The organism is Rickettsia endosymbiont of Cardiosporidium cionae, assembly GCF_015476335.1.
Taxonomy (GTDB): Bacteria; Pseudomonadota; Alphaproteobacteria; order Rickettsiales; family Rickettsiaceae; genus JADHZC01.
In genome coordinates, this window is sequence record NZ_JADAQY010000005.1 from 118,517 (window position 1) to 142,096 (window position 23,580).

The following is a 23,580-nucleotide window of genomic DNA, read 5'->3' on the forward strand; positions in this document are numbered from 1 at the left end:
CAAAATGCCAAATGAAATAATAGTCCAAACACAAGCTGCTCAAGAAAACAATAGAAAAATACAAAATATATACGCTGAAAATCTATCTAATGCTTCAGACCCAAATACAAGAAATACAGAAGTTATAACTGTTAGCACTCCTTCACTACATACTAATTTAACAACATCTGAAGTAGTAACACGTCGCAGCCATGATCCAAACGAAGATCATAAACATAGGCAATTAATCGCTGAAAATAATTTTTTAAAAATAAATGCAGCATTTGCTGATGAGATACTACCTTCTATTCTAGATTCTGCTAAAAATCTAATTTATGGTTCAAAGATAAGCAATGAAATTAATAAATTATTGAATTTATCTAATGCGTTAATAAGTGAAAATGTTACAAGTGATAATAAGAACCGATTTATTCAACAATTTTCTGAGATGGTAAATTGTATGAATTCTATTTCAGAAAATATTACAAAATCTTTTGAGCAAGTTGAATTTGAAATAGAAAATAGTATTTCCCATATTAACAAATCGATCAAAGAGATATTCCAGTATAATCATGCTAAATCAGATAGCAATAAAGAAAAAATAGCGATGCATCGAGATAGTGTAGTAAACAAACTCTTTGAAGAAATAGGTCTAATCTATAAAGAAAAAAATTCACTAATTTCATTAAGAATACTAGATGGAGCAAATCTTGTAACAAATAATCACTATATACAATTCGAATATGCCCAAGATCCAAAATCCAAAAATCCACTGATAAATTTGGTACTTTATGATATAAACGACAATGCTAAAAAACACATCAGTACTTCCTATAATCTAGAAAATTTTGTACAAAAAGTAAACTACGGTAAGCTCAAAGCATTACAAAATATTAAAAATAATACACTGCCTAACATACAAAAATCACATAATGAATTTACTAAAGACTTAATTAATACAATTAATACATTATATAATGATACAATCGCACTACAATCAAAACATGAAATCAGGGGAAATAAAACTTTCCACTATCTAGATAAGCTACAATCAGATAATGAGTTCAATATCTATTTAGGAAGTAATGATGAAGACAAAAATTTAAATATCAACTCCAATAATATAAAACATGTTGCTAAATTAGAATTTTCTGATGAAAACAAAACTTTAACTATGCAACAAATCATAGACAATTTAAATTACCAATTAGATTTTTTACCATCACAAAAAAGAGCAACATTAGGAGAATTTCAATTAAATAGTAGCAGTACTAGCAGTCAATACCTAATCAACAACATAATATTAAATATATTGCCAATAGATAATCAATCAACAGATTTATCAGTCAATATTGATTTTAGAGGTAATAGCTATTTTGGTAGTGAAATTGAACTTTTATCCATATCTAGCCCAGGCAAAACTTTATTTCAAAATGACTTGAAAAATACAATTCTAAGATTAGAAAAAAACAGTAACAAAAAATTGGATGCTCCAATTAAGCTAACAGGATTTAAAAAAGATACAGTCCAAGATATAACCCTAAAAATCAAAATTAAGGGGGATAATAATGTAATTAATACCGGATCTATAGTATTTAAATTAGATCCAAGTAAAATGGGGTCAGGATATACCAATATCGGTTGTAGCAACAAAAAAGATGTTGAAGGAGATTTTCAGCTAATAGAACCTGAATATCCAAATGCCATAGCTAAAGCAACATTAAGAAATATAGACAGCAATTTGGAAATACAACATAACAAAATTGCGAAAGGCTATCTATCGATAAAAAGCAATAACAATAATTATCGTTTATTATATCAGGGCAGAGATTTTGCTACTAAAAATGGTTTTAATAATCTACTGGAATATGATGATAGTGCTAACTTGATTATAAAACAAGAAATACTAAACAATCCATCATCACTCTCAACATATAAGGTGGTCACTAAAGCTATAAACCAAAATATATCTATAGGTGATACAGCTGCAAAAGCTAAAATCACATTTAATGATACAATAACCAATTTCTCAGACAAAGACTCAATTATTATTGATAATCAAAAATTTATTTTCAGTAAAGATCCTAGTTTAGAAACAATTACAAATAAAAATACAGAATATGTAATATTAGGAACTGATTTTATACAGTCTACAACTAATCTATCAAAAGCAATCAATAATAATATGTTATTATCAAAAAAGCTCCGTGCTGATTATGATCCTACAGCGTTATCACATATAATAGAAATATCTACCCTGTCAGGAGGTACTTGGGGTAATAATACTGAGATATCTGCTCAATTAGATATAGCATCCACACTAAAACTAAAAATTCATAATAATCATTTTGACTACTCAGAAATAGCAAAATTAACTGGCGGATCAAATATTAATAGTAACATAACATGTAATAAACAGATAATAGGTGATGCACACGCGTTTTTTAAAGATATTAGATCATTACAACAAAATAAAATTAGTTCCCAATATCAAGAAAATAGCAACCTAACATTAATACAATATGCAAGCACTACCTACACTGAAAAAATTTCTGGTATGTTACTAAAGAAACAAAATGAATATAAAGCATCTCAACAACTACTAAATATACACAATGATGAAATTCATAGCAAACATAGTACCCAAAGTAAAAAAATGCAAAATATACAAAATCTTATTAACAGTAGTGTGACTAATAATATTTGTTCCTATTTGTTAAAATTAGCTACAGAAACAACAAAAGATTTATTAAAGGCATTTTTTCCTAATTAAATATATAAAAAGAACTATTATGGAAATAATAACAACAAATAATACTATACATAATTCTCCAAAAGAAAGATTAATTGAAACAACATCAAAAAAGATTATAAATTCTACACAGGACTTATCTCAAGGAAATTTACTTAAACCTAAACAAGAATTAACAACAGAAGATATTTTGTATCTTGAATTATGTAACCAGAAATTACAATCCGCAGAAGAACATCAACAACTTCAGAAAAAAATGGATTTGATTATACAAACACAGACGAGTACAGTAGACAGAATGGTTAAGATAATGAATAAGTTTTTTTCAGAGACATTAAAAAAAGATTTTATAACCAAAGACAATAATATCGTCAAAGACAATAATATCGCAAAAATAGAAATTGCAAATTCTACATTAGAGAGAATTAAAAATTTGTTTAATAGTTTAGATTCAGATATAAATATCTTCGGTGAAAAAAACAGTATCGGATCATTTGTAAATAATATAAACCAAAATATTGAATATATAGATAATGATTTTCAATTAGAAACACAACCTAATCAATCTGAAGTATTTATTACAAGTGATACTAAAATTAGCCAAAATATACTAAATCATTCACATGAATATATTAACTCCACTATAAGGGCGCTAAAGTTATACAGTAAAGGTGACGAAGACTATAAGAATACATACCTCAAAGCACAAGAACAAATACTTCTGGTCCTAAAGTTTGCTGAAACAGAAAAACAGAAAATTCGAGATGCAAATGATATAACTATAAGTGAGCAAGAAAAATATAAAACATTCATACATGAAAATTATGAACAAAATATTGTAAAAATATATGATGAAATAAAAGATGCAATCAATTTAATAAATACTACTTTAATAATAAATACTAAAGAAAACCAGCTAATAGAAGAAACAATAAAACGAGCCTTCTAAACAAAACAAAGCGCTACCAAGTAGGCGCCACAAAAGTGTGGCTATGACTAAAAAGAGTAGTATACAGAGGGATAAATTTTATTTAATATCGCATATGCACAGACATTATTGAAATTAGATAACAAAAACATGCATCTATTTATAAGGTGTATGTATCTTCCTTATAAATACCAAGCTGCTCACACCAACAAGCAACTGTTAAAAATCAAAACTACAATGATGCACGTGTACATATTAATATTATGACGTTATCATTTACTAAAACATACCAGAAATGGAATGAATTAGACCATTTTCCAATGCAGGCAACGCTTTCTCCATTTTTAACCTAGACTGCTTAACAACAGATATGACCCTAGCTCTATATTTTTTCCAATTAGTATTATTTGTCCATTTGGTAGTCTGCTTAGATCTAAATCCATTATCAAGTCTTTTGCTGCTACTGCTGCTATCTTTACTACTGCTGCTATCTTTAGCATTAGTAGCTTTACCATTCATATCTATAATAGCAACACTTAACCCACCACCAGAACCACCACCAGAACCAGAATCACTCTTTCGTTGTATACTATCGTTCTTTTTATTCTTCTTCCCTGGTAGATCAATGGAATTATCATCAATAGTGTTAGCTACTAAATTATCATGAACTTCACTTACCAAAGCATCAGATCTCTCAGAAATCTCTATATCAGTTATCATAGAGTACTGAGGCACTTCTAGAGCAAACTCTAGCACCGTACCAATTGCTCCACCTACTCCAGCCCCTATTAAGCCTCCTTTCCAACTATTAGTACTCAAGCCTCCAACAGCCCCGCCTACTAGGGCTCCCTCAGCTACAGACATCATATTAAAAGGGTTGTCATGATTATTTTTACCTGCTTGTCTAACATTAACCTGTAGCAAATAATAGGCATCATCAGGATTAGAAACTATTTGATATCCTGTTCCAGCTATTGATTGCTTAATTCTATCTGAAATATTCAATTGGTGAAAATCAGAAGTATTTCTAATTTTTATAAAAACCTTTCTCAATTCTTCACGAACTGGCTCCAAAAACACAGTATGCGACATCTGAGTCTCCGCGGACAACTCTCTGTGTTCAATATTATGCATTATACTACTACAACCTACAAGAGTGGATAATACTACCAAAACTAAGAATCTTACGATCTTTTTACTTATCAATAACATACTAACAAATCCCTAAATGATTAAAAACTTAATGATTAAAAAATTCTATAAACGCGTACATGTTAACAAAACAACATTAAAAATACAATAGTTAATATTAGTAATAATAAACCATAAGAATAAATAATATGCTACTTTTGTAAATTAGATACATCTAAATATAAATTGAAATAAAATTATCTCATTTGAATTAGTGCTCATACATAAATTAGAATAATAAAAATAAATAAAATTTTTAGTTATACATCAAACCTTTCAACAGATGTAATAAACTATAAATATCAACAAATAAATACCAAAATATCATTGCTACTACCTATTCAACTAAATGATGAGAGATAATATTTAACTAAGTTAAATAGTCATTTTTAATTTAGTCATTTTTAATTTAATTATTCATTTTTACTATTTATTAACTAATATAATGAACTATAATCACAGCCAAGTTAAATTGCCGATACCAACTTAAATTGAAACGGTTACTCCATCTAAAAATTAAGTGATCAAATTAATACTAAATAACTATTAACTCAACAAAATACTTGACAGCCACTATGATGATGTTAGAATATTCCATTCACAGTGTTGTAGTTCAATTTTAGTTTATATTGGTAGTGGAATATGTCGTGGAAATGTCAGATCACTGGCGTAGGTACAAAATTTGGTAATAATGTATCACATTCAAATAGGAAAACCAGAAGAAGTTTTAAGCCAAATTTAAGATCCATAACTTTTACTAGTGAAATCATGGGTAAAAGCTATAATCTGCTCGTAGCCGCTAAGTCTATTAGATCTATCGACAAATTTGGAGGATTTGATCAATTTATGATTCAGGTTAAAAATAACACGCTAACCAATTATGCTAAAACTATAAAAAGAAAAATATTAATAAACAATCAATTAGCGACCTCAAATTGAAGTAGATTTAAATTGATATATTAATTTATTAGAGAGAATTATGAAAAAAGACATTCATCCAAAATACAAAGAGTTAGAGATTAAAATTGGCAATGATAAGTTCTATACTAATTCTACGTATGCTGGAGATAAGATCTTAATGGATGTCGACTTCCGTGAGCACCCAGCTTGGAATAAAGCTTTAAGAGGAGTAGTTAGTCAATCAAGTAAGAGTGTAAGTGGATTCAATAAAAAATTTTCTGGTATATCATTTTTATCAGAAAAATAAAAATGAAGTTTCACTCACTAGGTGATATGGTATGATATATCTCATATCAAGTTTTCAGGTTAAAATGTTGTTGTAGCAGATTTATGGATATAGGCGCAATATCTGAAATAAGTAAGGAATCCATATATACGTTGATAGCTATTTCAAGCCCTATATTAATTTCATCCCTGGTAGTAGGGTTAGTTATATCATTGATACAGGCCCTAACACAAATACAGGAGTCTACACTGACATTTGTACCTAAAATCATCACAATTTTTATCGTATTAAGCATTTCTGCACCATATATTTTATTAAAATTAAGGGTATTTGTAGACCATATAATACAACTTATTAACCCTATATATGGCGGTTGAAGTATGTTATTAGCAGGGTTTGATTAAGCGGTTATTGAATCTAGAAGTATAAATCTACATTAATAGTTTCTACAAAAGTTTCTTATGCTTATATTTTATAACTTCTTCGTTATTCGTAATATTAAGCGATTTCTGATAATCAGAATAATTACCTTCAAATAATTTAGGTGAATTAGTATCAAAAACTAATATATGTGTAGCAATCCTATCTAAAAACCATCTATCATGGCTGATTACTATGATACATCCAGGGAATTCAAGTATAGCATCTTCTAAATTTCTTAAAGTACTAATATCAAGATCATTAGAAGGTTCATCTAAAAGTATCACATTAGCACTTGATCTTAGTGATTTTGCTAAATGCACTCTATTTCTTTCACCTCCGGATAGCTCACGAATTTTTTTTTGTTGGACTGCCCCTTTAAAATTGAATGCTGCACAATATAATCTAGTTTTTATTGTACATTTATTAAACTCGAATACATCCAAGCTATCTGATATTTCTTCCCATACTGTTTTATTATCATCTAGATAATCACGCATTTGATCAACATATTGCAACTGAACTGTAGGCCCTATGTTAATAATACCTGAATCAGCTTTAATCCTTCCACTCAACATATTGAACAAACTAGTCTTACCTACACCATTTGGACCTACTATTCCTACTATTGCGGCTTTGGGGATATTACAACTGAAATCTGAAAATAATATTTTATCACCAAGTTTTTTATTAAGATTTTGTATTTCAATAACTAGCTCTCCTAATCTTGGACCACTTGGTATAATAATTTGTGGAGTATCATAAACTCTATTTTGCTGATTATTAATTAATTCTTGATAAGCATTTATTCTTGCTTTACTCTTTTTTTGTCTACCCTTTGCCGATTGCTTAACCCACTCCAGTTCATTTTGTATCTGTTTTTTTTGTAAATTATCTGTTTTTTGTTCCTGTAATAATTTTTGATGCTTTTGTTCTAACCACGCAGAATAATTAGAATGCCAGACTATTGTTTCTCCCCTATCGATCTCTAATATCCACTCTGCAACGTTATCAAGAAAATATCTATCATGAGTTATAGAAATCACAGTAGATTTATAATTCTTTAGGTAATTTTCTAGCCAAGAAACTGACTCAGCATCAAGGTGATTAGTAGGTTCATCAAGCAATAGCATATCAGGTTGTTCTAATAATAATTTACATAGAGCTACTCTACGCTTTTCTCCACCAGAAATATTCTGAATTAGAGATTCTTTAGCAGGACATCTTAACGCTTGCATTGCTATTTCTACTTCACGATCTATTTCCCAAGCATTACAAATGTCTATCTGTTCTTGAAGCGCTGATTGCTGTGCTAATAATCTCTCTACTTCATCACTATCAATAACGGTACTAAATTTGTTGCTGATAGTATTAAAATCGTCTAATAACTGTTTTTTATATTGTAGCCCCTGCATAATATTTTCAAAAACGGTTTTATCATTATCCAATTTAGGTTCTTGAGCAAAATATCCTATTCTAATACCATCTGCTGCAAAAGCCTCGCCTTCATATTCTTTATCCAGCCCAGACATAATTTTCAGCAAACTAGATTTACCTGCTCCATTATGGCCTATAATACCAATTTTTGCTCCGTACAAAAAAGATAGGAAAGTTTCCTTTAAGATTAATTTACCATTAATAGTTTTACTTAAACCCTTCATGGTAAATATATATTTATAAGACATTGATTCACCTTATTATTTTATTAAAATCCTTATATTTTCATATGAGATTTTTGCCAATCAGAATTAAATTTTTTTAACCCAACATCAGTAAGATCATGTTTAATCATATCAGCAAAGATCTTCTCTGGTAAAGTAGCAACATCAGCTTTACAACAAGCTGTTTGATACACATCATCTACAGATCTAATTGAAGCTGCTAAAATCTTTGTAGAATAATTGCAATAATCAAATATTTTCCGTATTTGTTGTAACAATATCATTGGATCTTGCATATTATCTCTTAACCTGCCTATAAAAGGAGATACATAATATGCTCCAGCTTTAGCTGCTAATAATGCTTGATTCGCAGAGAAACATAAAGTCATGTTCACTTTATATCCCATATTATTAAAATAATAGCAAGCTTTTATTCCATCCCAAGTTATAGGGAGTTTGATTACAATATTCGGTGCTATAGATACAATCTTGCGCCCTTCTATCACTATATCATCGTAATCTCCAGCTAGTACTTCTACACTTACATCTCCTTCAACGACACTAGATATATTAGTAACCAACTCATAAAAATCACCATTCTCTTTTGAGAATAGTGAAGGATTAGTAGTAACTCCATCTAATATATGGTAACTGCTATACAGTTTTATTGCTTCAATATTTGTTGAATCCAGAAATAACTTCATATTATTTTAATTTATCTAATTTTGATAATAATTCATCTAACTCATATAAGTCCCTATAGTAGAACGATAATTTACCACATTTACTAGAGTTATCTAATTTTACTTTCATATTAAATTTCATACTAAGTGACTCAGTAATCAACAATAGATCATTATCTTGCTGATTCTCGGTTGCAACGGGTCTTGAGGCTATATCATCTAGATTACAATTTTTTTTCTGATGAGTATCATTTTTTTTTCTGATCTGTACTAAAGACTCTAATTGCCTAACGCTTAATCCTTCATTCAACACACGCTGTACCAATTTTTCTGGATTATCTAATCCTATTAAACATCTTGCTTGCCCCATAGTGATTTTCTTTTGCATTACCAAATTTTGTACCATATCTGGCAATTTTAATAATCTTAATAAGTTAGAAATATAACTTCTACTTTTTCCTATTATATTAGCCAATTCTTCATGAGAATACTGAAACTCATCAATTAGCTGTTTTAATCCTTCGGATTCTTCAATAGGGTTAAGATTCTCACGTTGGATATTTTCAATAAGAGATATTTCATAAATATTTCTTTTGCTCAAATGTTTTATTATAACAGGTATTTTTTCCATAGATAATAACTTACAGGCTCTGTACCTACGTTCTCCTGCAATAATTTGATATTTTTTATCAGATACTTCTGTAACTACAATAGGTTGAATTAAGCCATTACTTGTAATAGAATTTGCTAATTCTTGTAACTTATCCTTATCAAAATATTTCCTTGCTTGCAACAGATTTGGTTCTATATCATTAATATCTACAAAGCACTGGTTGGTGATTATGTTATGATCAATTCTTTCTATTTTTTCACCAATTAAAGAGTGTAATCCCCTACCTAAAACATTAAGTTTTGCCATATTCTGCTACAATTTTGTGGTTAACCTTAGTTAAAGATTCTCTTGCAAAAAACTCTTTTGCTAGATTAACATATGCATTTGCTCCTGTAGATTTATGATCATAAATAATAGCCACCTTTCCGTGAGAAGGTGCTTCAGCAAGTTTTACATTTCTAGGTATAGAAGTTTCATATACAGTATTACCTAAATGTGAACGCACCTCAGTTGCTACAGAGTCTGTGAGGCGATTTCTTTTATCATACATAGTAAATAATATACCCGAAATTTTAATATTAGGATTTATACATTTTTTTACCATATCTACAGTTTTTAACAAATTGCCTAATCCTTCCAATGAATAAAAATCGCACAACATAGGGATAATAATTTCATCTGATGCTGCTAACGCATTAATTGTCAACAAATTTAAAGATGGAGGACAATCTATTAAAATATACTGATATTTATCATATACTGAGACAAGTGCTCGTTGCAGTATTTTTTCACGATCTTTTACAGCAGAAATTTCAATATCTATTGCTGAGAGATGAACATTTGCTGGCACCATTTCCAGATCAGGAATTTCTGTCTTTAGTGTAGCTTCTTCTACCGTATTCAACCCCTTCAATAACTGATACGAAGTAATCTTTCTATCAGATTGTTTAATCCCCAATCCACTACTACTATTAGCCTGAGCATCTAGATCAACTAATAACACTTTTTTTTCCATTATAGCAAATATAGCAGATAAATTCACTGCTGTTGTAGTTTTACCTACACCTCCTTTTTGATTCACTACAGATACAATTTTAGGTCTCATAATAATGGTGAGATATTCTCTATTTCCAATATATTCCCAGAATCTGAAGTAAGACTCTGATAAATATTGTAATCAAATTGCCAAGTTTTTTTTGTTATCAATATTTCATCCATACATTTTTTAGATTTATTCAATAATATTTTATATTTTATAGTGAAACTTCTGGTAGTATCAAGAATTTTTTGGATACTACCATAACCTCTTGAAGTTAGAATATCACAAAACATAATATCACGTGAAGTAATAAATTGATTCAATATCTTTATATTATTCTGAGATAATTTTGATACATATAGTAAAAAAGAACATTTTTTCACATTAGATTCTATTAAAGTAACGTTTTTGACCCCTGCTATAGATAAAACCATCCCAGGGAATCCTGCTCCTGAACCTAGATCAACCAAGTGAATATCGAGGTTATCTATAAATTTTATTAATTGTAAAGAATCTAAAATATGCCTATCCCACAAAAACTGTTGATCATGTTTAGATACTAAATTAATAGCCCTATTCCACTTTAACAACAATTTTTGATATTCCTTCAATCTCATAAATGTTTCACGTGAAACACCTAAATTATTAAACATTACACTTCTATTTAAAGTGTTTATAGTTTTTTATAGAGATGATCAAGGCAATTAAAGCTGCTGGTGTAATACCAGGGATTCTCTTTGCTTCACCTACTGTCTGAGGATTATATTGCAATAATTTTTCTTTAGTTTCTAATGATAATGTATCAATACAACGGTAATTAATATCATTTGGTATCACTTGAGATTCTTCTTTTTGTAGTAAATTAATTTCCTTTGATTGATGATTTAAATAACTAGAATATTTCGATTCTATTGATAAATATTCTATGTAATGCCTATTAACTTTTTTTAACTCTGGAAATAGTTTCATGGTTTTTTCTATACCAACATCCTTCATGCCTAAAAGCTGAAATGCATTTTTACTTTTACCATCTTGAGTAAAATATATACCTTGTTTCAATAGGCTATTACAAGTAATATTAAGAGATAGCACTAATTTTGTTATTTCATTAATTTCTTTATTTTTTTTACTGAAATTATTTCTACGTTTTGTACCTATAAGCCCTATATTGATTCCCTTATTTGTTAACCTTATATCCGCATTATCTGCTCTTATACTCAACCTATATTCTGATCTAGAGGTAAACATTCTATAGGGCTCAGAAACACCTAAAGTTATCAAGTCATCTATCATAACCCCAATGTAAGCATCAGATCTTGTCAAAATAAATGGATCTCGCTTTAATATCTTTAGAGCAGCATTTACTCCAGCCATTAACCCTTGCGCTGCTGCTTCTTCGTAACCTGTGGTACCATTAATTTGTCCTGCAAGGTATAAATTCTGAATTTTCTGAGTTTCTAATGTGTTATATAACTCTTTGGGATTTATATAATTATATTCTATAGCATACCCTGGTTTTAATAATTTTACATTTTCTAATCCTTGGATACTGCGAAGAAATTTTATCTGAATATCTTCAGGTAATGAATTAGAGATTCCATTGGGGTAAACAACAGGATTGCCTAATCCTTCTGGTTCAAGAAAAATTTGGTGGGATAATTTGTTACTAAACTTAACAATTTTATCTTCAATAGATGGACAATATCTAGGCCCTACAGAAGATATAGCCCCAGAATAAATTGCGGATTCTGTTAAATGATCTTTGATAATATTGTGCGTCTCTTTATTTGTATGAGTGATAAAACATTCAATTTGAGGCAATAGTATTTTTCCAGTCATCATTGAGAATGGCCTAGGTACAGAATCCCCTGGTTGAACGATTAACTTACTATAATCTATAGTTTTTGCTTCTAACCTTGGTGGAGTACCAGTTTTTAATCTTTTTACCTCTAGCCCAGATTGAGTTAACTTCTTAGAAATTTTACACTCAGCTTTTTCTCCAGACTTAGATTGTAATATCTGCTCACGGCCTATATGTATAACTGCGGACAAAAAAGTCCCTGTAGTTAAAATTAGTTTTTTACAACAGATTGTTCCATTACTCCTAGTAACTATTGCAATAATCTTATTATTGGAGATAACTAATTCTTCAACAGCATCAAACATCAACTGAACATTGTCATGATTCAAAAGATTGTGACACATATTAATTTTGTATAAATCTCTATCAGCCTGAGCCCTAGGCCCCCAAACTGCTGGCCCTTTACTTTCATTTAACATTTTGTAATGTATCCCAGATTTATCTATAGTTTTTGCCATTAGTCCATCAAGAGCATCTATCTCCTTTACTAGAGTTCCCTTACCTATACCACCTATAGAGGGGTTGCAAGACATAGCACCAACATCACTCTGATGCAAAGTAATCAGCAAAGTCTCCACTCCTAACCTGGCTGAAGCTGAAGCCGCCTCACAACCTGCATGTCCTCCCCCTACTACTACCACATCATAATTAGATCTTGTTTGAAACATTTTTATTCCAATATTTCATGTTGTTTAAAGAAAAAATCTATTTCCCTAGCAGCACTTATTGTGCTATCGGAACCATGAATACTATTAGCCTGTATATTCTGGGCAAATTTCTGTCTTATTGTACCTTCAGCTGCCTTTACAGGATCAGTAGCACCCATTATTTTTCTATTTTTATATATAGCATTCTCACCCTGAAGTACCTGAACAACTACAGGACCTGATATCATGTATTCTACCAAATCACCGAAAAAACTACTATTGTTATGTTCCATGTAGAATGCTTCAGCCTGGACTTTAGATAAAAGCAACATACGCTGTGCTACAATTTTTAGCCCTACTGACTCTAAATCTGCAATTACCAGACCTATCAAATTGCGCTTAGTAATATCTGGTTTAATAATTGAGAGTGTATATTCAAAAATCATATAAAATATATAACTAGTTATGTAACTCAGTCAACTGAGACGAAATAACAATGCATTATAAACAAAAATTCTCGTGTAATCAATAGATGGACAGTATTTTATTGATCAATAAAATAATCCTATATATAATCCAAGCTAGTTATTAAGTAAATAAATATACGAATAATAAATAAGCAAGAAAGATGAAGCACCTAGAAACAGCCGAATATATATGGATAGATGGCAATCAGCCAGTACAAAATCTTAGATCAAAAACTAAGATAGTAAATTTACCTGAAGATCCTAACATTGCAGATTTTCCATTATGCAGGTTTGATGGTTCTTCTACTAATCAAGCTGATATCAATTCTTCTGATTGTGTTTTACACCCAGTAAATTTTGTACATAATCCATTAGAAGGAGAAGATGGCTATTTGGTATTATGCGAAGTATTTCATGCTAACCACACAGCGCATCCTACAAATAATAGGAGAAAATTGAGAGAAATATTATCAAAATCTGCTGAGCATTTTGATCCATGGATAGGGTTCGAACAAGAATATATAATATTAGAGAATAATAACCCTGTAGGATGGCCAGATAATGGGTTCCCAGCACCACAAGGCCCGTATTATTGTGGAGTAGGAACTAACACAGTCGCTGGAAGAAATATAGCTAAATTACACCAAGAATTATGCTTAAAATCAGGCATCCTATATTCAGGTATGAATGCTGAGGTAATGCTAGGACAATGGGAATTTCAGGTGGGTTATAGATATAATGAAAAAGAGAATGTTAATCCTATCAATGTATCAGACCATTTATGGATGGCTCGTTGGTTACTATACAGGATTAGTGAAGATTTTAATCTAAGAATATCTATCGAGAACAAGCTAATCAAAGGCAATTGGAATGGCTCCGGAATGCATGCAAACTTATCAACTAAAGATATGAGAAAAATTGATACATCTACAAAAGCACTAGATGATGCTATAAATTTATTATCCAAGAAGCATGAATTACACATATCACTGTATGGAAATAAACTAGAAGAAAGACTCACAGGTAGTAATGAAACTTCTTCAATGAATGATTTTACATCAAATACAGGTGACAGATCAAGCTCTATAAGAATTCCATCAAAATTATCTAATAATAATGTGGTTCGTTATATTGAAGACAGAAGACCAGGAGCAAATTCAGATCCATACTTAGTTTCTGCAATTTTATTATCCACCATTTGTAGTATAGATTGGATCGAACATTAGTTATATATAAACAATTATTGCTGCTATCAACTAAAATTAGCTGCCTATGAAAAATCATGCTCAAATACTAGCAACAGACCCAGAAAAGAATGTCTGGGTTAATGCATCCGCTGGTACCGGTAAAACTAAAATATTGATAGACAGAGTTCTAAGAATTTTATTAAAATATAATAACTTTAATAAAATTTTATGTATTACATTCACCAATAATGCTGTAAATGAAATACGAAACAGGATTAACCGAAAATTACATGCTTGGTGTAATATAGAAGAAGAAAAATTAAGATTAAAAATCTTGAATGATCTAGGGTATGATCCCTCTAATCTAGAAATTGACAATGCTAAAAATTTATATAATCAATACTTAAATCCGAACAATTCCTTAAAAATTTGTACTATTCATTCATTTTGCCAGCAAATATTGCGACAATTTCCAATTGAAGCATCTATTGCTCCTAATTTTGGGATCATTGATCAAAAAGAAGTCAAGCAAATCATATTAGATCTAAGAAAGGAATTATTAAAATCTTCACATCTCAAAATAATTAACAAATATCTAATAGAAAATTTTCATGAAGTCACTATTAGTGAAATATTTGATGAAATTATACAAAATAGGACAAAAATTCTACAATGCGATATCCCAAATTACAGTAATCAAGAAATAAGTGAAATGCTGTATGAGTTAAATCTTTGTACAGAAACAGAAAAAGAGATGTCAATCCTGCTACAGGACAGCACGCTATTACATTATGTACAAGATATTAACATTAAAAATATCTTATCATTTTTTTTGACTTCTAAAGGAGAAAAAAAGAAAAATATAGTTAATCAAGTTGAATATAAAAAAAATCCTGGACTAAAAAAACATCTACAATCTTTACAGGACATAGTATATGACATAGAACAAAAAAGAAAGACCAAGCACATTATAATATATTCAAAAATAATTATCTATTTCGCTAATAATGTCATTAAATTATATCAACAATACAAAAATGTTAGAGGTTTATTGGATTATGATGATCTTGTAATTAAGACTAAGGAAGCACTCAAACAAGTAGAAACAAAGGATTGGATACTAAATAAACTTGATATGTCTATAGATCATATACTACTAGATGAAGCACAAGATACAAGCATTGAACAATGGGATATAATCAGTTACCTGGTAGAAAATATATACTCTGAAAACACCGGCAATAATCACAAAACCATATTTATCGTAGGAGATGAAAAACAATCAATATTCAGCTTTCAGGGAGCAAATGTAGAATTTTATAATAAAATGAAGGATTTATTTACCAAAAAATTTTCTTCAACAAAAACAACATTGTTACAAATAGATTTAAAAATATCCTATAGGTCATCCCAAGAAATAATAGATTTAGTAAACAGAGTATTCTCTTTTGTACAAAAATACTACAATTGTTTCAATACTAACTTTGATAATAATATTGCTTCAGTTCGTAAAGATTGCAAAGCAGTAATAGAATGTTGGGAACTACATAAAAATGAAAAATCACCAGAGCTTTTTTGGCCTATAATAGGCATAACAAAAAATGCTATTCTAGAAGATAATAAAAAAAAACTAGCCAATGATATTGCAAAATTTATACTCAATAAACTCGAAAGTAAAATAATAGTACAATCAACTGGTACAACAATCACTGCCAAAGATTTTATGATCTTGTTCAGAAAAAGGGATGAGTTCGTATTAGAACTACTGAATTCTATTAGATCTTATGGGATAGAAGTAGAAATTTTGGATAGAATGCTACTAATCAATAACCTAGCTATTCAAGACTTATTAAGTATAGCAAAATTCGTCATTAATCCTTTTAATGATTTAAACTTGGTAGGATTAATGAAATCACCTATTTTCTCCTTAAATGATGCAGAAATTCAAACCCTGTTACAGAATAACACACAAAATCAAAAAATTTGGCAATACATCCAGAACTCTATGAAAAATATAGAGAAAACCAATTTTAATAATCACTACAAAAACATCTTACATAGCCTGTATAATATACTCAATAGGTTTAATACCATACATAATAATGTAATAACAGATAATTTATTCTACTACATATTAGATATATTACAATATAGGATTAACTTTGTTCTATCATTCGGTGAAGGCATTAATGATATATTAAATGAGCTAATATACCTAAATTATGAATATAACAAGAAATTCAATACTTCATTAAATGGATTCATAACCTGGTTAGAAAACGAAGATATTGAAATTAAACAACCCAAAACAATAAGTGATAAAGTCAGAATAATGACTGTACACGCAGCAAAAGGCCTAGAAGCACCATTTGTAATATTATGCGATACAACAACCATTGCTAAATTATCTTCAAAATTACTCTTTGTAGAGGATGAAAATAGCCTAATTGCCTGCCAAAATGTAATCAATATTCCATTCTCATACCAAGAACTTAAAAAGGAAATCAACATAAAAATGATAAGGGAATACAATAGATTATTGTACGTAGCATTAACCAGAGCATCCGACTATTTAGTAATCTGCGGATTATCTAATAATAATTTACCACCGCATGAATATTCATGGTATAGCTTAATAAGAAACGCTATAGGAGATCTTAAAAATCATCAAAAAGATACCGCTACAGTCCATTATGATAATCTATCTAATGAAAAAATACATAATTCACCAGATGATATATTAGTGAATCTCTACAGTAATACTACAGTAGAGAACAGAAATACTGCAGATATTAAAACAAAAATTGCTAACATCAGCTATGCTCCTAATCCGATGAACCACTCTGTAAAATTTGGTATGATTTTTCATAAAATCATTGAAGATGCAGTAAGAAATAATTCCTTAAAACATTCAACACAACATCCATTAACGAATAGTTTAGATGAAAATTGGCTAACAAAACTCAAAATTGCTATCAATAATATTATCGATAAGGGAGAACTTCAAAAATTTATTAACAAAAATCCTCATTGTGAATTAAATGTAGGAAGCGTCGAAAACGATAAAATTAAACTAGGTAGAATAGATCTGGCGGTATTCGATGGTAACATCATTACAATAATAGATTATAAATCAGATAATGTCTCATTGTATAGAAACAAACCAATACCAATGAAATACATTGAGCAAATAAGTTTCTACTATAATGTGATATCTTCACTATATCCTCAATATGAGGTTATGTGTAAAATATTGTGGCTAGAAACTGGTATTTTCCAAAATATTGACTTAAGTAATATAAAAAATAATTTATTAATTAACTGAGTAAAAAATAAAATGAGTAATAATAGTAAAAATGATAAAGAATATAATGATGCACTTAGGTATCACCAATATGATACACCAGGTAAAATAGCTTTAAAAGTTACTAAGCCTGTTCTTACACAAGAAGACTTATCTTATGCATACTCACCTGGAGTTGCAGCACCATGTTTAGAAATTAAAAAAGACATAGATAACATATATAAATATACTTCAAAAGGTAACACAGTTGCAGTTATTTCTAACGGCAGTGCAGTACTGGGGCTAGGAAATCTTGGAGCTGCAGCAGCTAAACCCGTAATGGAAGGTAAGGCAATATTATTCAAACAATTTGCCGATATCGATGCATATGATCTTGAAGTAAATACCAACGATCCAGATAAATTTATTAATGTAATCAAATATCTAGGGGATACCTGGGGGGGGATTAATCTTGAGGATATAAAAGCTCCGGAATGTTTTATAATTGAAGAAAAGCTTAGCAAACTCATGAATATACCGGTATTTCACGATGATCAACACGGTACTGCCATTATTGTAGCAGCAGGGTTAATAAATGCCTTATATTTGACAAATCGTGAATTATTGAACACCAAAATAGTCATTAATGGTGCAGGAGCAGCAGCTATCGCATGTTTTGACTTAATTCAAGCACTTGGAGCTAACAAAAATAATATAATCTTATGTGATAGCCATTCTGTAATATATAAAGGCAGAAAAGAAAATATGAATCCTTGGAAAGAATCTCGAGCGAACGCAGTAACACAATCTAAAACTTTAGAAGAAGCAATGCAAGGTTGTGATGTGTTGCTAGGGTTATCTACTAAAGGAGCTGTAACCAAACCAATGGTAAAGTCTATGGCTGATAATCCTATAATATTTGCTATGGCTAATCCTGATCCAGAAATCACTCCTGAAGATATAAAATCTACCAGATGTGATGCGATAATTGCTACAGGTAGGTCTGATTATAGCAATCAAATAAATAATCTTATGGGATTTCCATATATTTTTAGAGGAGCTCTCGATGTAAGAGCTAAGTCTATTAACATGGATATGAAAATAGCCGCTGTTATGTCATTAGCACAATTAGCAAGAGAGGCTGTCCCGCAAGAAATATACAAAGCTTATGGCGATTCTAAAAAATATTTTGGAGTTGATTATATAATTCCTGTCCCATTTGATCCAAGACTCATCACAAAGATACCTGTTGCTGTAGCTAAAGCCGCTATTGAAAGTGGTACCGCTCAGATTAAAGATTTAGATCTAAAACAATATGAAATTGACTTAGCAGGCAGGCTAAATCCATCTTATCACTATATCAGTAGTTTTTTTGATCAAATTCACAGCAATAATCCTAAAAAGATATTATTTGCAGAAGGTGAAGAAGAAGAAATAATTAAAGCCGCCATTGTAGTGCGTGATAGGCAATACGGGATACCCATATTAGTTGGAAGAGAAAGCAAAATACTACCGATTTTACATAAAATAGGTGAAGATACAAATTTAAAAAATATTACTATTACCAATGCCGCTATCAATAGTAATTTGTCTAAATATATTGAATATCTATATAAAAAATTACAGAGAAAAGGATATCTATATAGAGACTGCGCAAGAATTGTAACTCATGATAGAGATGTATTTGCATCTTGCATGCTGGCATGTGGAGATGCAGATCTTATGATTACTGGTAGTACTAAAAATTACTACGATAGTTTAAATGATATAAAAAAAGTTATATCTGTAAAAAAAGATCATAAAATTATTGGGTACTCCATCATGATCTCTAAACATCATCAAGTGATTATTGCAGATAATATAGAGTCAGAAATTCTTGATGTAGACAATCTAGTAGATATAACTTTACAAACAGCTGAATTATCAAAAATAATGAACCGTAAGCCCAGAGTTGCAATGCTTTCATTTTCAAATTTTGGTAATCCTAAATGTCACGATAATGAAAGAATTACTAAAGCCATAAAAAAACTCGATACCATGAATTTAGATTTTGAATATGATGGCGATATGACAGTACATGTAGCATTAAACAGCAATCTCCAAAAGCTATATCCATTTTGTAGATTAACCGGACCTGCAAATATATTAATTATGCCAGGATTACACTCAGCAGCTATCTCTACACATTTACTTTCAGAAGTAGGTAAAGGCAATTTTATAGGGCCTATGCTAAACGGATTCGCACACTCAGTACAGATAGTCCCCATAGGAGCATCTGTAGAAGATATACTATACCTAATCAGCTTTGCAGTAATTGAATTAAATGGTAAAAAAGATTAGGAAACACAAACAATCACATGCTATGTAAACAACATTCAGTATCTGTTCTACAAAGCTACCAATCCAGATATCCCAATGTAACGGTAATCAGTCCTAGAGAAAACACTAATCAATCAATATTTAAACAGTATTCTTATATACAAACTTAGGATACAAATGCTTATCATTAACAGGATATCTTATACAGGGTACACTTAAATCTAAACTTAAAGACCCACCAAATAAATCAAAACTATCTGCAGCTACACAGGGGCTCTTTAATTCCTGCGGAGGGCCAGGAACACAAGATAGTATGTTAATGCAAAAAACAACTGCTAACAACCACTGCATAATCATATACCGTTAAAATTTATCACCAACCAGTTTATTGTACACCTAATTATGCTTAATGTTAATGATATCAGCATCAGTGTTAGTTAAAAAATATTTTCAACAGTGTTAAAATTACAAAAAATTAGAATGTTTTTTTATGACTTAGATTTTTGAATTTTTGTATAATCTGTACAGCAGCTTGATACAGTATCAAAACCAAAAAATTTAATATAGTACCAACAAATGCTCCGGTTAACGGTATTGTACAAGATAATATAAACTCCCAATAGATAAATGCTACAATACCTACAATAACGGCAATTGCTAATACCAATTTAGGAACAACTATACCAAATAGCAAAAGAATGAGCACTGGTAGTATGACTGGCCCCCAAAATCCAGAGAATAGTAAAACTAGATCAATTACATAGGTAAATCTGATAGCAATAATTATTGATATAACACCAACAAATACACTAAATATTCTAACTAAAATTAGTAAAATGAACTGATTATTTATATTAAACATAGGTATCAAAAAATCTTTCACTAATACAATTGAAGTAATATTTATATCTGAATCTGCTGTAGAAGTAACAGCAGCAAATATACCAATGATCACTATTGACTGTATAAATGTTGGCAATAAAATATCAATCATCTTATGTAAAATAAAAATTCCTTCAACCTTAGGAGATATGAGCATAGATGCAATACTATTGACAATAATTATTAATAAAAATAGAAAATACACCAATGATTTTATATATATAGCTAGCTGAGTTTTCTTGTAATCACTTGCTATTAATGCTCTTTGTACAAAATTAGGCAATAAATTCATAACAGTAAAACTTAGTAATACAAATAAAGTACTATAAACTATATTTTTTTCCGATTCAGTATTTAATGAATGTAATAAACTATGGAATTTAGTATAAAACTCACTTATACCAATAAATTTTACTTCATAAAATAGCAATATTGGTATGGAGAGTATAATGGCAACAAATTGTATTTGATTTGAAAATAATATAGATTTAAATCCTCCTAATGTGGTGTAAATAACTATCATCAAAGCACTAAGAATTACTGCTTGCATGTTATTGATATTAAAAATATACTGAAGTACTTTACCTGCTACATTTAATTGAGCTGATATTAATCCAATAGAGATCACTATTGATGATAAACCAGCAATAAATCTGCCAGCATTACCATAGTGTAAATAAACAATATCTCCAATAGTTTCACAACCCTTGTATTTTATAAGTCTTGGTAATAGATACTGAGCTATGACTATATCTATTATGATAACCATCATAGATGCATAACTATACTCTATATGACCAGAACAAATCTTTTCCGATATACCAATTATCGTACCACCTCCTATAGAAGAAGTGAATATTACAGCAGTTAGTAAAAATATATGGCTATGAGCATCGCTCTGTATAAAATGCTTAAAGGTTTTGGTTTTAGTACTAAAATACCACCCTATAGACACCAAAAACAAGAAATAAAGAACAATAATAACGACATTCATCAGATAAGAATTACTAACTATCATATTTTATATCACTCTTGCACTTTGCATTTTATAATAAGTAAACTAGGGATAGCAAGCAACATCATTAATAAATAAAATACCCGCCACCCAGTTGCTACTAAAATATAACCAGTAACTGTAGGAACGATAGATCTGGATAACCCCATAAAAGAGAAAAGAAACGCGCTTTGAGTAGCAACAAATCTACCGCTACACATAGAAGTGATATAAGCTATATAAGCGCACATTGCCATACCACTCGTTATACTCTCACTAGTTACCAGTATAAGATAAATCAACAAATTTTTACCTAACATATGCTGTATTATTAATAACAAGTGGCTCAAAGTGTGTACCATACCAAATCTTAACAATGCATTTTTTATACTAGATTTCTTTATCATGCTTGATGCGATTAACCCTCCTATAATCACTCCTATTACGGCATAGAACTTACCAAAAATCGCAATTTCTGATATTGAGTACCCCAATTCATGATAGAAAAACTTATTTAGTACAACTCCAATTAAATTATCTGGTAAACGATACAAGAATATTATTAGCAAAACGTATAACATATTTTTTTTTCTAGTAAAAGAATTAATGCATGTAGTACAAAATTGATATATTTTTAAAAAAAAAACCTCTTTGTGCTCAGCATAAGAATTTTCAGTAAAATGCTGAAATTTACATTCAATATCTTTTGAAAGAAAGATAACAATAATAGAAAATATTATATTGGCAATAGTAAATATTTTATATATAAAAAACCATGAGATACTAGAAGAGAGATATATTGCACCAGAACCTGATAATATCATACCTACTCTATACCCAAATATATAAATGCCAGATATCTTTAGTTGATATTGTTTATGTACAAGAATACTTCTTAAAGTATTCAATATAATATCCTTAGTAGATGAAAAAAATGCTACTAAAAATGCTGCAAATGCGAATTCATAAATATTATGCTGAGGATCTAAATAACTGATAATTAATATAGTAAAAGTTAAACACACAGCGATAACTAATAACCATCTCACATAATGATTTTTATATACATAATCTAAATATTCAATTCTGATTCTATCAAGAATAGGAGCCCAAATAAAACTTACTGCATAAGGTAAAGTAATGATTGAAATCAACCCTATAGATTTTATATCAATATCAACACAAGTTAACCAGAAGTTTAAAGTATTACCAGTGATCATTAATGTGAATCCGCTAAACACACCATATATAAATATGGTAAAATATTTTTTTTTATTTATCACCTAATTTAGTCCAAGTTTAAAATCTAGTTAATTAGATATGGTATTATCATACTATTTATTTAGTAACTATAAATTTTATAGCAAATCTCGATAGCACACATCAGCTTTTTTACTGATATTTGATTTGGGTGATTTTCTCAATTTCTATAAAGTGTGGAGGAACATCTAATATCTAAATGCTTACCTACCACTTCTCCGGCTTAAA

General features: G+C 29.8%; 19 protein-coding genes. 8 read left to right on the forward strand and 11 right to left on the reverse strand.

The window, feature by feature from the left end; translation table 11 throughout:
- The first annotated feature begins 4 nt into the window (after positions 1–4).
- Entirely contained in the window at positions 5–2,752 is a 2,748-nt protein-coding gene (locus IHI24_RS03650) for a FlgK family flagellar hook-associated protein (protein ID WP_194966705.1), read from the forward strand.
- A gap of 19 nt (positions 2,753–2,771) precedes the next feature.
- Complete coding sequence (locus IHI24_RS03655) at positions 2,772–3,680, forward strand: hypothetical protein (protein WP_194966706.1); 909 nt, start codon at positions 2,772–2,774, stop codon at positions 3,678–3,680.
- A gap of 258 nt (positions 3,681–3,938) precedes the next feature.
- Here the strand turns inward: IHI24_RS03655 and traT are convergent, their stop codons facing one another.
- Entirely contained in the window at positions 3,939–4,871 is a 933-nt protein-coding gene (gene traT / locus IHI24_RS03660; RefSeq protein WP_194966707.1) for a complement resistance protein TraT, read from the reverse strand.
- A 621-nt stretch (positions 4,872–5,492) separates the two neighbouring features.
- On the opposite strand from traT, the gene rpmB reads away from it, so the two are divergent.
- From rpmB to fliQ, 3 genes are all read left to right on the forward strand, one after another.
- Positions 5,493–5,789, forward strand: a complete 297-nt coding sequence (gene rpmB, locus IHI24_RS03665; protein ID WP_194966708.1) for a 50S ribosomal protein L28 — start codon at positions 5,493–5,495, stop codon at positions 5,787–5,789.
- A gap of 40 nt (positions 5,790–5,829) precedes the next feature.
- A complete protein-coding gene (gene rpmE, locus IHI24_RS03670) occupies positions 5,830–6,057 on the forward strand; it encodes a 50S ribosomal protein L31 (RefSeq protein ID WP_194966709.1) in 228 nt (75 codons plus the stop codon).
- Between the two features lie 83 nt (positions 6,058–6,140).
- Positions 6,141–6,413, forward strand: a complete 273-nt coding sequence (fliQ, locus tag IHI24_RS03675; RefSeq protein WP_194966710.1) for a flagellar biosynthesis protein FliQ — start codon at positions 6,141–6,143, stop codon at positions 6,411–6,413.
- A gap of 69 nt (positions 6,414–6,482) precedes the next feature.
- On the opposite strand, the gene ettA is transcribed toward fliQ, so the two are convergent.
- Genes ettA through ndk form a run of 7 tightly spaced genes read right to left on the reverse strand, consistent with a single transcriptional unit; the run spans position 6,483 to position 13,406 of the window.
- Entirely contained in the window at positions 6,483–8,141 is a 1,659-nt protein-coding gene (ettA, locus tag IHI24_RS03680; protein WP_194966711.1) for an energy-dependent translational throttle protein EttA, read from the reverse strand.
- Positions 8,142–8,170: 29 nt separating this feature from the next.
- Positions 8,171–8,821, reverse strand: a complete 651-nt coding sequence (locus IHI24_RS03685; protein ID WP_194966712.1) for a transaldolase family protein — start codon at positions 8,819–8,821, stop codon at positions 8,171–8,173.
- A gap of 1 nt (position 8,822) precedes the next feature.
- Positions 8,823–9,719 (reverse strand): ParB/RepB/Spo0J family partition protein, encoded by an 897-nt coding sequence (locus tag IHI24_RS03690; protein ID WP_194966713.1) that lies wholly within the window; start codon positions 9,717–9,719, stop codon positions 8,823–8,825.
- Positions 9,706–10,518 carry a ParA family protein gene (locus IHI24_RS03695; RefSeq protein ID WP_194966714.1) on the reverse strand — a complete coding sequence of 271 codons (813 nt, stop codon included), beginning with the start codon at positions 10,516–10,518 and terminating at the stop codon, positions 9,706–9,708. Before IHI24_RS03695 ends, IHI24_RS03690 begins: the two co-directional genes overlap by 14 nt.
- Positions 10,515–11,105 carry a 16S rRNA (guanine(527)-N(7))-methyltransferase RsmG gene (gene rsmG / locus IHI24_RS03700; RefSeq protein ID WP_194966715.1) on the reverse strand — a complete coding sequence of 197 codons (591 nt, stop codon included), beginning with the start codon at positions 11,103–11,105 and terminating at the stop codon, positions 10,515–10,517. The genes IHI24_RS03695 and rsmG overlap by 4 nt, the downstream gene beginning before the upstream one ends.
- 7 nt (positions 11,106–11,112) lie before the next feature.
- Entirely contained in the window at positions 11,113–12,981 is a 1,869-nt protein-coding gene (gene mnmG, locus IHI24_RS03705) for a tRNA uridine-5-carboxymethylaminomethyl(34) synthesis enzyme MnmG (RefSeq protein WP_194966716.1), read from the reverse strand.
- Positions 12,982–12,983: 2 nt separating this feature from the next.
- Positions 12,984–13,406 carry a nucleoside-diphosphate kinase gene (ndk, locus tag IHI24_RS03710; RefSeq protein ID WP_194966717.1) on the reverse strand — a complete coding sequence of 141 codons (423 nt, stop codon included), beginning with the start codon at positions 13,404–13,406 and terminating at the stop codon, positions 12,984–12,986.
- A 182-nt stretch (positions 13,407–13,588) separates the two neighbouring features.
- Between ndk and IHI24_RS03715 the strand changes: the two genes are divergently transcribed.
- Genes IHI24_RS03715 through IHI24_RS03725 form a run of 3 tightly spaced genes read left to right on the forward strand, consistent with a single transcriptional unit; the run spans position 13,589 to position 20,237 of the window.
- On the forward strand, positions 13,589–14,653 hold the full coding sequence (locus tag IHI24_RS03715) for a glutamine synthetase beta-grasp domain-containing protein (protein WP_194966718.1): 1,065 nt from the start codon (positions 13,589–13,591) through the stop codon (positions 14,651–14,653).
- 46 nt (positions 14,654–14,699) lie between these two features.
- Positions 14,700–17,939: a UvrD-helicase domain-containing protein gene (locus IHI24_RS03720; protein ID WP_194966719.1), complete on the forward strand. Its 3,240-nt coding sequence runs from the start codon at positions 14,700–14,702 to the stop codon at positions 17,937–17,939.
- Between the two features lie 12 nt (positions 17,940–17,951).
- Positions 17,952–20,237 (forward strand): NADP-dependent malic enzyme, encoded by a 2,286-nt coding sequence (locus IHI24_RS03725; protein ID WP_194966720.1) that lies wholly within the window; start codon positions 17,952–17,954, stop codon positions 20,235–20,237.
- Positions 20,238–20,357: 120 nt separating this feature from the next.
- Here the strand turns inward: IHI24_RS03725 and IHI24_RS03730 are convergent, their stop codons facing one another.
- The 3 genes from IHI24_RS03730 to IHI24_RS03740 all read right to left on the reverse strand — a co-directional run bounded on the left by IHI24_RS03730 (position 20,358) and on the right by IHI24_RS03740 (position 23,375).
- A complete protein-coding gene (locus IHI24_RS03730) occupies positions 20,358–20,567 on the reverse strand; it encodes a DUF2706 domain-containing protein (RefSeq protein WP_228777152.1) in 210 nt (69 codons plus the stop codon).
- A 124-nt stretch (positions 20,568–20,691) separates the two neighbouring features.
- Positions 20,692–22,116: a sodium:solute symporter family protein gene (locus tag IHI24_RS03735; protein WP_194966722.1), complete on the reverse strand. Its 1,425-nt coding sequence runs from the start codon at positions 22,114–22,116 to the stop codon at positions 20,692–20,694.
- A gap of 8 nt (positions 22,117–22,124) precedes the next feature.
- On the reverse strand, positions 22,125–23,375 hold the full coding sequence (locus IHI24_RS03740; RefSeq protein WP_194966723.1) for an MFS transporter: 1,251 nt from the start codon (positions 23,373–23,375) through the stop codon (positions 22,125–22,127).
- Positions 23,376–23,580: the final 205 nt, after the last annotated feature.

Excerpts from the sequence above, each read along its gene's own strand:
- IHI24_RS03650 (WP_194966705.1), top strand. The coding sequence starts at position 5 with ATGCCAAATGAAATAATAGTCCAAACACAAGCTGCTCAAGAAAACAAT.
- IHI24_RS03655 (WP_194966706.1), top strand. The coding sequence starts at position 2,772 with ATGGAAATAATAACAACAAATAATACTATACATAATTCTCCAAAAGAA.
- traT (WP_194966707.1), bottom strand. The coding sequence starts at position 4,871 with ATGTTATTGATAAGTAAAAAGATCGTAAGATTCTTAGTTTTGGTAGTA.
- rpmB (WP_194966708.1), top strand. The coding sequence starts at position 5,493 with ATGTCGTGGAAATGTCAGATCACTGGCGTAGGTACAAAATTTGGTAAT.
- rpmE (WP_194966709.1), top strand. The coding sequence starts at position 5,830 with ATGAAAAAAGACATTCATCCAAAATACAAAGAGTTAGAGATTAAAATT.
- fliQ (WP_194966710.1), top strand. The coding sequence starts at position 6,141 with ATGGATATAGGCGCAATATCTGAAATAAGTAAGGAATCCATATATACG.
- ettA (WP_194966711.1), bottom strand. The coding sequence starts at position 8,141 with ATGTCTTATAAATATATATTTACCATGAAGGGTTTAAGTAAAACTATT.
- IHI24_RS03685 (WP_194966712.1), bottom strand. The coding sequence starts at position 8,821 with ATGAAGTTATTTCTGGATTCAACAAATATTGAAGCAATAAAACTGTAT.
- IHI24_RS03690 (WP_194966713.1), bottom strand. The coding sequence starts at position 9,719 with ATGGCAAAACTTAATGTTTTAGGTAGGGGATTACACTCTTTAATTGGT.
- IHI24_RS03695 (WP_194966714.1), bottom strand. The coding sequence starts at position 10,518 with ATGAGACCTAAAATTGTATCTGTAGTGAATCAAAAAGGAGGTGTAGGT.
- rsmG (WP_194966715.1), bottom strand. The coding sequence starts at position 11,105 with ATGTTTAATAATTTAGGTGTTTCACGTGAAACATTTATGAGATTGAAG.
- mnmG (WP_194966716.1), bottom strand. The coding sequence starts at position 12,981 with ATGTTTCAAACAAGATCTAATTATGATGTGGTAGTAGTAGGGGGAGGA.
- ndk (WP_194966717.1), bottom strand. The coding sequence starts at position 13,406 with ATGATTTTTGAATATACACTCTCAATTATTAAACCAGATATTACTAAG.
- IHI24_RS03715 (WP_194966718.1), top strand. The coding sequence starts at position 13,589 with ATGAAGCACCTAGAAACAGCCGAATATATATGGATAGATGGCAATCAG.
- IHI24_RS03720 (WP_194966719.1), top strand. The coding sequence starts at position 14,700 with ATGAAAAATCATGCTCAAATACTAGCAACAGACCCAGAAAAGAATGTC.
- IHI24_RS03725 (WP_194966720.1), top strand. The coding sequence starts at position 17,952 with ATGAGTAATAATAGTAAAAATGATAAAGAATATAATGATGCACTTAGG.
- IHI24_RS03730 (WP_228777152.1), bottom strand. The coding sequence starts at position 20,567 with ATGCAGTGGTTGTTAGCAGTTGTTTTTTGCATTAACATACTATCTTGT.
- IHI24_RS03735 (WP_194966722.1), bottom strand. The coding sequence starts at position 22,116 with ATGATAGTTAGTAATTCTTATCTGATGAATGTCGTTATTATTGTTCTT.